The organism is Streptomyces sp. NPDC052687 (genome assembly GCF_040678395.1).
Lineage (GTDB): Bacteria > Actinomycetota > Actinomycetes > Streptomycetales > Streptomycetaceae > Streptomyces.
Map to the genome: position 1 here is coordinate 11,690 of NZ_JBFATR010000040.1, position 12,215 is coordinate 23,904.

8 protein-coding genes are annotated in these 12,215 nt (G+C 75.0%); 4 read left to right on the forward strand and 4 right to left on the reverse strand.

Annotation, left to right across the window (positions count from 1 at the left end; all coding sequences use genetic code 11):
• Positions 1 to 41: 41 nt before the first annotated feature.
• The 3 genes from AB0K92_RS25750 to AB0K92_RS25760 form a co-directional block, all read right to left on the reverse strand.
• A complete protein-coding gene (locus tag AB0K92_RS25750; protein WP_365926563.1) occupies positions 42 to 4,511 on the reverse strand; it encodes a cation-translocating P-type ATPase in 4,470 nt (1,489 codons plus the stop codon).
• 165 nt (positions 4,512 to 4,676) lie between these two features.
• Positions 4,677 to 5,219, reverse strand: a complete 543-nt coding sequence (locus AB0K92_RS25755) for a hypothetical protein (protein WP_365926565.1) — start codon at positions 5,217 to 5,219, stop codon at positions 4,677 to 4,679.
• Between the two features lie 144 nt (positions 5,220 to 5,363).
• Complete coding sequence (locus tag AB0K92_RS25760; protein WP_365926567.1) at positions 5,364 to 6,710, reverse strand: PHB depolymerase family esterase; 1,347 nt, start codon at positions 6,708 to 6,710, stop codon at positions 5,364 to 5,366.
• Positions 6,711 to 7,016: 306 nt separating this feature from the next.
• Here AB0K92_RS25760 and AB0K92_RS25765 point away from each other — a divergent pair, with 306 nt between their 5' ends.
• On the forward strand, positions 7,017 to 7,808 hold the full coding sequence (locus tag AB0K92_RS25765; RefSeq protein ID WP_365926569.1) for a pectate lyase: 792 nt from the start codon (positions 7,017 to 7,019) through the stop codon (positions 7,806 to 7,808).
• 112 nt (positions 7,809 to 7,920) lie between these two features.
• Here AB0K92_RS25765 and AB0K92_RS25770 read toward each other — a convergent pair whose 3' ends face one another.
• Positions 7,921 to 8,661, reverse strand: a complete 741-nt coding sequence (locus AB0K92_RS25770) for a PaaX family transcriptional regulator C-terminal domain-containing protein (protein ID WP_365926571.1) — start codon at positions 8,659 to 8,661, stop codon at positions 7,921 to 7,923.
• A gap of 74 nt (positions 8,662 to 8,735) precedes the next feature.
• Between AB0K92_RS25770 and AB0K92_RS25775 the strand changes: the two genes are divergently transcribed.
• The 3 genes from AB0K92_RS25775 (at position 8,736) to AB0K92_RS25785 (ending at position 12,138) form a co-directional block, all read left to right on the forward strand.
• Positions 8,736 to 10,433, forward strand: coding sequence for an acyl-CoA dehydrogenase family protein (locus tag AB0K92_RS25775; protein WP_365926573.1), 1,698 nt, complete (start codon positions 8,736 to 8,738; stop codon positions 10,431 to 10,433).
• A gap of 63 nt (positions 10,434 to 10,496) precedes the next feature.
• The gene (locus AB0K92_RS25780; RefSeq protein ID WP_365926575.1) at positions 10,497 to 10,958 is read left to right on the forward strand and encodes a hypothetical protein; all 462 of its coding nucleotides are present in this window, start codon (positions 10,497 to 10,499) and stop codon (positions 10,956 to 10,958) included.
• A gap of 34 nt (positions 10,959 to 10,992) precedes the next feature.
• Positions 10,993 to 12,138 (forward strand): exo-alpha-sialidase, encoded by a 1,146-nt coding sequence (locus AB0K92_RS25785; protein WP_365926577.1) that lies wholly within the window; start codon positions 10,993 to 10,995, stop codon positions 12,136 to 12,138.
• The last annotated feature ends 77 nt before the right edge of the window (positions 12,139 to 12,215 follow it).

Sequence of the window (12,215 nt, forward strand, 5' to 3'; positions counted from 1 at the left end):
CGTCGCACCCGCCCGCCGGTTGAGGCGGGCGGGTTCGCACCTCAGTCACCGGAGGGTGTGACGACCCGGCCCTCGATCGCGGCCGGCTTCGGCGACGCGCCGTCGACCTGTCCCACCTGCCCGGCCTGCGCGGACTGGTCCGTCTTGCCGGCCCGTTCGGTCTTCTCCCCGCTCCCCGGCGTGCCGGTGGTGCCCACGCCCGCCGTGCGGGCCAGCCGCTGCACCGTCCGCTCCAGGTCCGGCAGGACCCGCTGCCCGGCCACCGCGAGGGCGATGGCCGCCGCGACGCCCGCCCAGGCGAGCGGGCCGAGCGGGGTGCAGCCGACCAGCCGGCTGGCGACCGGGGTCTGGACGAGCGCGACCAGGGCGGCGGCGGAGCCCAGCGCGGTGACCTGGACCAGCGGGCTGTCGCGCCGGTCGAGCAGGGTCTGCGCGAGCTGGGTGCCGACCACCGCGCACAGCGCCATCGTCGTCGTACGGCGGGCCGTGCCCGGGGTGAACCGGCCGAACAGCCAGGCGGCGACCGCGCCCAGGCAGGTGGTCAGCGCCCGGTGCCGGATCTGCCGCATCAGCGGCTCGCCCAGCAGCGAGGTGCCCAGCGGCCCGCCCGCGCCGGTCTCGGCCGGGTCCTGCTTCGGGGTGACCGCGACGGCCATGGCCGGGAACAGGTCGGTGAACAGGTTCACCAGCAGCATCTGCCGGGTCGACAGCGGTGCCGCGCCCGCGAGCAGCGTGCCGAGGATGCCGAAGCCGATCTCGCCCGCGTTGCCGCCGATCAGGATGGCGACGGAGTCGGCGACGCTGTGCCACAGGGCGCGGCCTTCGCCGACCGCCTCCACCAGGACGGTCATGTCGTCGTCGGTGAGCACCAGGTCGGCGGCGTTGCGGGCGGCCGCCGAGCCGCGGGCGCTGATCCCGACGCCGATGTCGGCGGCGCGGATCGCGGCGGCGTCGTTGGCGCCGTCGCCGACCATGCCGACCACCCGGCCGGCGTCCCGCAGCGCCTCGACGACCTGCAGTTTCTGCTCGGGCGCGACGCGCGCCACGACGTCCGCGTCGCGCAGCATGCGGGAGCGTTCGCCGCGGTCCGCGGCGGCCAGGTCGTCGCCGGTGACGACGGCGGTGTCCTCGGGCCAGCCCAGGTCGAGGGCGATCGCCCGCGCGGTCTGCGGGTGGTCGCCGGTCAGCATCACCGGCCGTACGCCGGCCGCGCGCAGCCCGCGCACCAGGGCGTCGGACGTCTCGCGGGCCACGTCGGCGAGGGCGAGCAGCCCGGCGAACTCCAGGTCGTGCGGCGGCTCGTCGCAGACCTCGGCGTCGTCCTCGCCGTCGGCCAGCCGGCGCCGGGCGACCGCCAGCACCCGCAGCCCGTCACGGGCCAGCGCGTGCGCGGTCTCCTCGGCGTCCTCGGGCAGATCACGGCAGGCGGGCAGTACGGTCTCCGGGGCGCCCTTGACCTCGAACACCCGCACACCGTCCGCGGCGTATCCCACCGCGCCCGCGTAGCCGCGCCCCGCCTCGAAGGGCCGGGCCTCGGTCTGCGTCCACTCGGGGTCGCGGCCGGCCGCGTCCAGCACGGCCTCGTCGGTGGCGTGCACGACCTTCTCGCCGCCGTTGGGCTGCGGGCAGGCCCGTACAGCGATCCGCAGCACCTCGGAGTCGCGCGCCTCGTCGAGCCTGCGGACGGTGCCGTCGGCCTCGGCGACCCGGACCAGGCGCAGCTTGTTCTCCGTGAGGGTGCCGGTCTTGTCGAAGCAGATGGTGTCCATCCGGCCCAGCGCCTCCAGGGTGCGCGGGGCGCGCACCAGGACGCCGCGCCGGCTCAGCCGCCGGGCCGCCGCGAGCTGGCCCACCGTCGCCACCAAGGGCAGGCCCTCGGGGACGGCGGCCACCGCGACGGCCACGCCGCCGCTGACCGCCTCGCGGATGGGGGTGCCACGCAGCAGCGACAGGCCGGTCACCGCGGCGCCGCCCGCCATCGTCCACGGCAGCGCCTGGCTGGTGAGTTCCTGCAGCCGGGCCTGCACGCCGCCGGCCGCGGGGGTGCGCGCGGCGAGGTGGACGGCGCGGGCGGCCTCGGTGCGCTCGCCGGTCTCCACGACGACGGCCCGCGCGTGTCCGGCCACCACGGTCGTGCCCTCGAAGACCATGCAGCGGCGGTCCGCGACGGCGGCGCTGGGGGTGGGCTCCACCTGCTTGTCGACCGGCAGCGACTCGCCGGTCAGCGCGGACTCGTCGACCTCCAGGCCGTCCTCCCACAGCAGGCGGGCGTCGGCGGGCACGACGTCGTCGGCGTTCAGCTCGATCACGTCGCCGGGCACCAGGCGGGAGGCGTCGACGGTGCGCGGGCCCGGCCGCCGCCGGTCGCGCCGCCGTCCGGGGGGACCGGCCCAGCCGTCGGCGCTGACCCGTGCTTTCTGCTTCTGTTCGGCGACCAGTCCGGACAGCGCCCGCTCGGCCCGCAGCCGTTGCAGGCCGCCGACCAGGGCGTTGAGGTCGAGCGCGCCGACGACGAGCAGGGCGTCCGCGACGGAGCCGAGGATCGCCGACGCCGCCGAGCCGACCGCGAGCACCGGAGTGAGCGGGTCGTCCAGCTCGTTGCGTACCGCGCGGGCGAGCTGGAACGTCCAGCGCGCCGGGGCCATGACCGGCTTGCGGCCGACGGTGGTGACCGTCGCGCGCATCCGGTCCACGGTCTGCTCCAGAACGCTCTCCTCGGTCTCCAGCCGGTCGGCCAGCCGGGCCCGCACGGAGCGGGAGTCCAGGGCGTGCCAGGCCACCCGGGGCTGTGGGTGCGGGGAGCGGGTCAGCGCGACACCGAGGGCCGCGCGCACCCCGCCGAGCAGGGCCGTGGCGGCGGCCGCGTCGACGGGGACGTGACGCAGTCCGGGCAGCCACGGGTTGGTCTGCCGCCGGGCCTCGCCGACGGCCACGAGCAGCCCGGACAGGGCGGCGCCCGACCGGGCGAGGATCTGCGACCGGCGCCCGACCCCGCGGGCGGCGGGCACGGCGACGAGCAGCCGCCACACGTCGGACAGGCCGTCCGGGGTGAGGATGTCGGCGCCCCACGCGACGGCCGCGTCGCGGTCGGCGAGCCCGACGGCCAGGTCGCCGGCGAACATGGCCTCCAGGACCTCGGTGTCATCGGGGGAGGCGGGCCGGGCCACGGTGATCACACAGCCGTCGTCCTGGCGCAGCCGCTCGACCGTCTCGGCGGGCGGCCGCCCGGCGGGCACGATGTGGTCGGCGAGGCCGACGAAGTCGGTGAGGGCGGGGTCGTCGCCCACGACGACACGCAGTTTCGCGCGGCGGGCCGCGTCGAGGACGGGCTCGGCCCACGGGTCGGCCTCGCCGTCGGCGGTGCGCAGCGCGCTGGGGTGCAGGAAGATCGTCCCGGCCGTCTCCAGGCGGCGCAGCCGCTGCTGGTCGCGGACCAGGACGCCGGTGCGGGCGAGGGCGCAGCTGAGGGCGGCGTGGAAGGCGGCGGGGCCGTAGCGAGCCGCCTTGGGGGAACCGGCGAGCACCGCCTCGGCGGCCTCGGAGGCGTCATGTTTGACCAGCAGGGTCGCGAGGGCGCCCACCAGGCTGCCCGACTCGGCGTGCACGGCGTACTCCTGGGCCGGGGTCCGGCGCAGCGGCGGCCGGGGGAACCGGTCCATGGCCACGCCGGTGCGGTGGGGTACGCACAGCCGGTCGTGGACGGCGTCGAAGGCGGCCGCGCGCGCCAGTGTCTCGGCCAGTCCGCAGGTGCGCAGCGAGCCGTCGAGCACCAGCGCGACGGGGTTCTGGCCGGCGCCGTGGACGGCCGCGTTGACGGCGGCCAGCACGAGGTCGGCACGGGAGTCGCCCAGCCGTCCGCGCAGCCAGGAGCGGAACCGGGGGTGCTCACGCAGCAGGGTGTTGCCCGCCGAGAAGAACTTGGGCGAGGGCGGCAGGCGCAGCGCGGAGGCGGCGAGCGCGGCGCCGATGCCGAGCGCGTCCACGCCCAGCGCGGCCACCGCGGTGCGCACCCCGATCGGGTCGCCGGGGTGGGCGAACTCCTCCACGGACTCGTCGTCGGGGGCGAGCCCGTGCCGTTCGGCGAGTTCGCTCGCCTTCTCCAGCACCGAGTCGGCGACGGCGGCCTCGGTCGCGGCCACGACGAGGCGGGACAGGCCGCCGTCCCAGTACGCGTAGGCGACGTCGGGCCGCTCCATCAGGGCGGCCGCGACCCGCCGGGCGGCGTGGGCCGCCTCGCCGGCCTCGCGCTTTCCGTCCGTCGTGACGGCCCGCAGCGCGAGGTGGGCGCGCCGTCCGGAGCGCCAGTCACGCCTCTGTCCGGGCAGTGCCGCGGTCCGCGCCACCCGCGCGACCCGCACCGCGGAGTCCGCGCCGCGCACTCCCGCTCGCGCCGTCCCGGCCGCCGCCGCCGCGGCCAGACCGACGGCGGGCGCGGTTCCGCGCGCCAGCAGCCGGGGCCCGGCCAGCAGGGCTCCGGAGACAGCCGACACCGGCCCCGTCAGCAACCCCATCGCACATCCTCGGTTCGTGCTCGACTGTTTTCGCTTCTCGACTCTCGCGGATCTCTACGCTTGCAAATCCCTACCTTTGCGGGCTTTTACGACTTTATGCCTATTACGGCCTGTTGATAACTGCTCATACCCATTACCGGAAATTTGGCCTTCCGGAGGTTCGGCTCAGCCGGAGGTCCCGGTGTGTCGCCGGGCCGCCGTGCGCCGGTGGGCGGTCGCCGCCTTGATGGTCGTCGTGCCGGTCCCGTGTACCGTCCTGGTCCGCGTCCCGGAGACCGTCGTACGGCCCGGGGAGGCCGTCGTACGAGCACCGGGCGCCGCGGCGGACATGCCGGATTCCGCGGCGGGCTCGCCGGAGGACGCGTCGCTCCGGCCCGTCCCCATGGTCGCCGTGCCGCCTCCGGGCGCCGTCGTCCGGGAGGCGTCACCGGGGCCCTGTTCCCGCTCCTGGCCGGGCCTGGGCTGCGTCAGCCAGGCCACGGCCGCGCCCGCGATCGCCACGGGCCATTCCACGACCCCCGCGGCGCCGAGCACCCCGGCTCCCGTGTAGACCGCGATCCGGCGCCCGCGCGGGGACACGATCCCGACCGCGTCCAGGGTGCCCTCGGCCGCCTTGCTCACCTTGTCCATGCCGGGCATCCGACGCAGCGCCGAACCGGTGAACCGCACCGGCTGCGTGATGACGGACGACGGCTTCAGCCGTGTCATGACACTCCCCGCCTCCCTGCAGATGGCCTCTGTGCACCGGCCCGAGTTCCCGGAAACCACCCAGTCACCCGTGGGAGGCGGGGGAAACACGAGTGGCCGGGGGACTCTGCCCCCCGGCCACCGCGCGGCTTGCGCCGGCCGGACTCAGCCGGTCGCGCAGGCCGTCCCGTTGAGCGTGAAGGCGCCTGGGGACGCGCTGTTGCCGGTGTGGCTCGCCTGGTAGCCGATGCTGACGCTCGCGCCGGGCGCGAGGGTGGCGTTGTACGCGGCGTTCGTCGCGGTCACCGCGCCGGAGGCCGGTGCGTACGTGGCGCCCCAGCCGCCCGTGATGGTCTGGCCGCCCGGCAGGGTGAAGCCCAGCTTCCAGCCGTTGATCGCCGTGCTGCCGGTGTTGGTGATCGTCACGGAGGCGGTGAGACCGGTGTTCCAGGCGTTGGTGGTCGCCTTCACCTTGCAGCCGGACGGCTGCGGCTGCGGCGCGGGGCCCTGGCCGTCGAGGCCGAAGAAGGTGAGCACGCGGGCGCCCATCGTGCCGTAGGCGTAGAGGTTGTGGCCGACGCCCTGGAGGCTGATCGCCTCCACGGGGGCCCGGTCACCGGTGGCGCCGTAGCGGGTCCGGGTCCAGCCGGTGGCGGGGGTGTCGGTGGACGCCGGCGTCTGGCTCACGCCCAGGACGTTCGTCCACTGCTTGATCTCCTCGCCGAAGTTCGGGTAGCGGAGCACGTCGTCCTCGGTGCCGTGCCACAGCTGCATCCGGGGGCGCGGGCCGGTGTAGCCGGGGAAGGCGCCGCGGACCAGGTCGCCCCACTGCTGCGGGGTGCGGGTCACCGTGCCGTTCGCGCAGGCGCTGTTCCACTCGGAGCCGTCGGTGGTGGCGAAGCAGCCGAAGGGGACCCCGGCGAAGGCGGCGCCGGCGGCGAACACGTCGGGGTACACCCCCAGGAGGACGTTGGTCATCATCGCGCCGGAGGAGATGCCGGTGGCGAAGACCCGCTCCGGGTCGGCGTCGTAGGTGGCGAGCACCCAGTCGACCATCGACTTGATGCCCACCGGGTCGCTGCCGCCGCCGCGGCGCAGCGCCTGCGGCGAGGAGACGTCGAAGCACTTGCTGGACCGGGTGACCGACGGGTAGACGACGATGAAGCCGTAGCGGTCGGCGAGCGAGGCGTACTCGGTGCCGCTGTACATCGCCGGCCCCGAGCCGGTGCAGTAGTGGACGGCCACCAGGACCGCCGGGTCCGGGGTGACGCTCTCGGGGACGTACAGGTACATCTGCAGGTTGCTGGGGTTCGCGCCGAAGCCGGTGACCTCGGTGAGGGTGGCGGTCGGCGCGGCCTGCTCGCGCGCGGCTCCTTCGCGGGCGGCTCCCTCGCGGGCGGCGGCCGGGGGCGAGGCGAGCAGCAGCGCGGCCAGCAGCGGCACCAGCGCGCAGAGCGCGACGAGTACCGGGGGCAGGGGTCTCCTCGCGGTGTTGCCGGGGGTGGCGGACACGTGGTCGTCCCTTCGTGATCGCGGCTCGGGTGATCGTGAACAGTCTGTGCGTGGAAGCGCTCCCACACCGTCACACGGACGCCGCCGCAGGGGAGTTCACCCCGAGCGGGAGTGGCGGAATCTGTTCTGCGCGAGGCGTTGACCAGAAAGCGCTTGCCCTTTACGGTCCGTTCAAGAGCGTGACCGGCCGGCGCCTCAAGGAGCTGAAAAGGTCACGTGGACCACGTTCTGCGTTTACGTGGACAGGCACTGTTCATGTAAGCGAACAAGCTACGACCATTCCGCCCCCACAGAAGGAATCGGGACATGGCATCTGTGACACCTCCGCGCACCCGCCGCCGGCGCGCGCTGACCGGCGCGCTGGCCACCCTCGGCGTCTCGGTTGGCATGATCATGACCACCGGGGCTCCGTCGGCGAGCGCCGCCACCTGGCCCACCCCCACCAGCAGCCAGCCGGTGAGCGCCACCATCACCCTGAACGCCTCGAAGGACTACGGGATGCAGCGCCTGTACGGCAGCGGCGCCCTGGGCGGAGGCGACCAGTCGGAGGACCAGCAGCCGATCCTGAAGCTGGCCGACGGGGTCACGCTGAAGAACGTCATCATCGGCGCGCCCGGCGCCGACGGCATCCACTGTATGGGCAGCTGCACACTGCAGAACGTGTGGTGGGAGGACGTCGGCGAGGACGCCGCCACCTTCCGCGGCGGCACCGGCGCGACGTACCACGTCATCGGCGGCGGCGCGAAGAAGGCGGCCGACAAGGTCTTCCAGCACAACGGCGGCGGCACGGTGAACATCTCCAACTTCGCCGTCCAGGAGTTCAAGACGCTCTACCGGTCCTGCGGCGACTGCTCCACGCAGTACACCCGCAAGGTCAACCTCAACACCGTCGAGGTGACCGGCACGGGCACCACCGCGCGGCTCGTCGGCATCAACGTCAACCGCAACGACGTGGCGACGCTGCGGAACATCACGATCCTGAACGACGCGAGCCGCAAGGTCGTCCCGTGCCAGAAGTACAACAACAACACGGCGGTGGGCGTCGGCCCGGACAGCACCAACTGCCTGTACTCCGCCTCGGACATCGTCTACCGCTAGGCGTGACGTCCACGGTCACCTCACGGTGATCCCGCGATGACCCGGCCGTACGAAGCGTCCCCGCACGACGCCTCGTACGGCCGTCACGCTGTCCGGGGCGGGCACCGTCCGGTCAGCGGGGCTCCACGCGCGCGTGCACCTGCTCCGCCAGCTCCCGCCGGTAGCCCGCGTAGGCGGCGCGCAGCTCGGCGCCCGGCCAGTCGTCGGGGAGCAGCGGGCCGGGCAGCACGGGGTCGGCCACCAGATGCCGTACGACGGCGGCGAAGGCGGTGAGCCGGCCGGCCGGTCCGGGGGCGTCGGCGACCCGGTCGAGCAGGGACCGCGCGGTAGCCGCCCACGTGTCCAGCGGCCACAGCCGCGCGGCCAGCTCCGCGGCGGGCAGGGCGGGGCGGGCCGTGTAGTGCTGGACCACGGGATCCAGCTCGGCGGGCAGCGGGCGGAGCAGGTTCGCGGGGCGCAACCAGACGCCCTCGCGCAGCTCGGCGAGGCGCAGACCGGTGAGCCGGGTGCGCAGCTCGGCGCGTTCGGCGGGCCCGCGGCCGGTCGCGGTGACGACCACCATCTCCCAGTCGCCGTCCCACGCGCGCGTGCGTGGCCGTACGGCCTCGTCCTGGCGGCGCCGGCGCTCCAGCAGCCGGTCGCCGATGCGGTAGCCGGTGCCGGTGCGGCGCAGATCCCCGGCGGCCGTCATGCGGCTGAGCGCGGCCCGCAGCGTGGAACCTCCGACGCCGAACGGGGCCACCACGCGGGCGAGGTCCTTCGCCGGCAGCTCCGGCGGCTGCGCGCCCAGCAGCAGGCTCAGCACCACCGACCGCGCGGACAGCGGGCGCAGCTCGGGTTCGTTCGTCGGCATGGGCTCGTACTCTACGGCGCACGGGCTTCGTTGCACTATTGCTGCGGTCACAGCGCGAGTGCAACACTCCCGGCATGGCCTCGACAGTCGCGCACCCGCAGCAGCACGCCGGCGCCCACGCCGCCACGCATGCCGCCCGGCCCGCCGCCACGCACGCCGTGACCAACCAACCCCCGCCGCTCACGCCGTACGACGCGTCGGACGACGCCGCCCTCCTGGAGGGCCTGCGCCGTGAGGGCGCCGGGTGGGCCGAGGAGGACATCCGGCGGCTGGGCCGACGGGCCGGGAGCGAGCAGGCGCAGGAGTGGGGCGACCTGGCCAACCGGCACGAGCCGGTGCTGCGCACCCACGACCGGTACGGCCACCGGATCGACGAGGTCGAGTTCCATCCCGGCTGGCATCACCTGATGGAGGTGGCCGTCACCGAAGGGCTGGCCGGGGCTCCCTGGGCGGACGAGCGGCCCGGCGCGCATGTCGCGCGCACGGCGGGCGGGCTGGTGTGGGGGCACGCGGAGGCCGGTCACGGCTGCCCGACGTCGATGACGTACGCGGCGGTCCCCGCCCTGCGCCGCGAGCCGGAGCTGGCCAGGGTCTACGAACCCTTGCTGACCAGCCGGGAGTACGAGCCCGGCCTGCGCGTCCCGACGCGGAAGCGGGGGCTGCTGGCCGGGATGGGAATGACCGAGAAGCAGGGCGGGTCCGACGTACGGACGAACACCACGGCCGCCACGCCCACCGCCGAGCCCGGTGTCTACTCGCTGCGCGGGCACAAGTGGTTCACGTCGGCGCCGATGTGCGACGTGTTCCTCGTGCTGGCGCAGGCCCCGGGCGGCCTGTCCTGTTTCCTCGTCCCGCGCGTGCTGCCGGACGGGGCCCGCAACACCTTCCGCGTCCAGCGGCTGAAGGAGAAGCTGGGCAACCGGTCCAACGCCTCCGCCGAGCCGGAGTTCGACGGGACGGTCGCGTGGCTGGTCGGCCCGGAGGGAGAGGGCGTCAAGACCATCATCGAGATGGTCAGCTGCACGCGGCTCGACTGTGTGATGGCCTCCGCGACGCTGATGCGCAAGACGCTGGTGGAGGCGGGCCACCATGTGCGGCACCGCACCGCGTTCGGCGCGCGGCTGCTCGACCAGCCACTGATGCGCAACGTCCTGGCCGACCTCGCCCTGGAGTCGGAGGCCGCGACCACCCTGACGCTGCGGCTGGCGGGCGCCGCCGACCGCGCGGTGCGCGGGGACGCCGGGGAGCGGGCGCTGCGCCGGATCGCGACCGCCGTCGGCAAGTACTGGGTCACCAAGCGGGGTCCGGCCTTCACGGCCGAGGCACTGGAGTGCCTGGGCGGCAACGGTTACGTGGAGGAGTCCGGGATGCCGCGGCACTACCGGGAGGCGCCGCTGCTGTCGATCTGGGAGGGCTCCGGGAACGTCAACGCCCTCGACGTGCTGCGGGCGCTGGGCCGTGAACCGGCCGTCGCCGATGCCCTGTTCGCGGAACTCGCCCTGGCGCGCGGCGCGGACGCCCGGCTGGACGCGGCCGTCACCGGGCTGAAGGACGGCCTCGCGCAGGCCTCTCCCCTCGGCGCCCGCAGGCTCGTGGAACGGATGGCGCTCGCCCTTCAGGCCTCCCTGCTGGTCCGGTTCGCCCCGCCGGCCGTCGCCGACGCGTTCTGCGCGACCCGGCTGGGCGGCGACTGGGGGTACGCGTTCGGGACGCTGCCCGCGTCGGCCGATGTCGACGCGATCCTCGGCCGGGCTCTTCCCGGGGGCTGCTGACCGCCCGCACGCGGGTCGCCGGCCGGTCAGGCCGCGTTGTCAGTGGCGTGGTGCGCACTCGCGATGTACGGGGCGGTGCACGACCTGGGGGACGTCTACGACTCGACGCTGGCCTGTGTGCCGTCCCTGTTCGAGCGCGCCGCCGGGGAGGAGAACCCGCACACCCGCCCGTCGATCGCCGGCTGTCTCGCCGCGCTGGACGGCGCCGCCGCCGCGCCGCTGCGGGACCTGGCGGTGACAAAAGTGGCCACGCGCCCCGGTACACGGCGCGGACGGGCGGCTACGGCAGCCATGACGTGCTCGGCGACGAGGAGCTGCTGCGGGTGTGCCGCGAGGTGCGGCCCGGTAGCCGCCCGGCCCGGCCGGCTGAGCCCGGCCCAGTCCGGCCCGGCCCAGTCCGGCCCGGCCCAGTCCGGCCCGGCCCAGTCCGGCCCGGCCCAGTCCGGCCCGGCCCAGTCCGGCCCGGCTCGGACCGGCCCGGCCCAGTCCGGCTCGGCTCGGACCGGCCCGGCGACACCGCCGTGACCTGCGGCGACGGCGTTCCGAGGGGTGACTGTCAGTGGTGGGGTGCAGACTGGCCGGTGTCTGGGACAAAGACGTCGCGGAGGTGATCGGCATGACCGAGGTACTGCTCGCCGTGGGCACGCGCAAGGGCCTGTTCATCGGGCGCCGGCGGGGTGGTGGCGCGTGGGAGTTCGACGAGAGCCCCTACTTCAACGCGCAGGCCGTGTACTCGGTCGCCATCGACACCCGCGGCTCCGCCCCGCGCCTGCTGGCCGGCGGCGACAGCGCGCACTGGGGTCCGTCGGTCTTCCACTCCGACGACCTCGGCCGCACCTGGACCGAGCCCGCCCGGCCGGCCGTGAAGTTCCCGCAGGACACGGAGGCTTCGCTGGAGCGGGTGTGGCAGCTGCACCCGGCGGCGGCGGAGCCGGACGTGGTGTACGCGGGCACGGAACCGGCCGCGCTGTACCGCTCGGAGGACCGCGGCGAGAGCTTCACCCTCGTCCGTCCCCTGTGGGAGCACCCGACGCGCTCGCGGTGGATGCCGGGCGGCGGCGGGGAGGGCCTGCACACCGTCCTCACCGACCATCGCGACCCGCGGTCGGTGACGGTGGCCGTGTCGGCGGCCGGGGTGTTCCGCACCGGCGACGGCGGCGCGAGCTGGGCCCCGTCCAACTCCGGTGTCTCCGCGGTGTTCCTGCCCGATCCGGACCCGGAGTTCGGCCAGTGCGTGCACAAGATCGCCCGGGACGCGGTCACCCCGGACCGGCTGTATCTCCAGAACCACTGGGGCGTGTACAGAAGCGACGACGCGGGCGCGCACTGGACCGACATCGGCCAGGGCCTGCCGTCCACGTTCGGCTTCGCCGTCGCGGCCCATCCGCGCCGCGGGGACACGGCGTACGTCTTCCCGATCGCCGCGGACTCCGACCGCGTGCCCGCCGGCCGGCGCTGCCGGGTGTTCCGCACGGCGGACGCGGGCAGGACCTGGGAGCCGCTGACGGCGGGTCTGCCGCAGGGGGACCACTACGGCACGGTGCTGCGCGACGCGATGTGCACGGACGACGCCGACCCGGCGGGCGTCTACTTCGGCAACCGCAACGGCGAGGTATATGCGTCGGACGACGACGGCGACAGCTGGCGGCAGTTGGCGGCGCACCTGCCGGACGTGCTGTGCGTGCGGGCCGCGGTGGTCGGATGAGGCGGGGTGGACCGTCCCGGGGGTGCTGCGGGCGGCGGCCCGGGGCGCCGGGCGTTGGCCACCGGTTGATCGCCGTG

Excerpts from the sequence above, each read along its gene's own strand:
- AB0K92_RS25765 (WP_365926569.1), top strand. The coding sequence starts at position 7,017 with ATGGCATCTGTGACACCTCCGCGCACCCGCCGCCGGCGCGCGCTGACC.
- AB0K92_RS25755 (WP_365926565.1), bottom strand. The coding sequence starts at position 5,219 with ATGACACGGCTGAAGCCGTCGTCCGTCATCACGCAGCCGGTGCGGTTC.
- AB0K92_RS25780 (WP_365926575.1), top strand. The coding sequence starts at position 10,497 with ATGTACGGGGCGGTGCACGACCTGGGGGACGTCTACGACTCGACGCTG.
- AB0K92_RS25770 (WP_365926571.1), bottom strand. The coding sequence starts at position 8,661 with ATGCCGACGAACGAACCCGAGCTGCGCCCGCTGTCCGCGCGGTCGGTG.
- AB0K92_RS25775 (WP_365926573.1), top strand. The coding sequence starts at position 8,736 with ATGGCCTCGACAGTCGCGCACCCGCAGCAGCACGCCGGCGCCCACGCC.
- AB0K92_RS25750 (WP_365926563.1), bottom strand. The coding sequence starts at position 4,511 with ATGGGGTTGCTGACGGGGCCGGTGTCGGCTGTCTCCGGAGCCCTGCTG.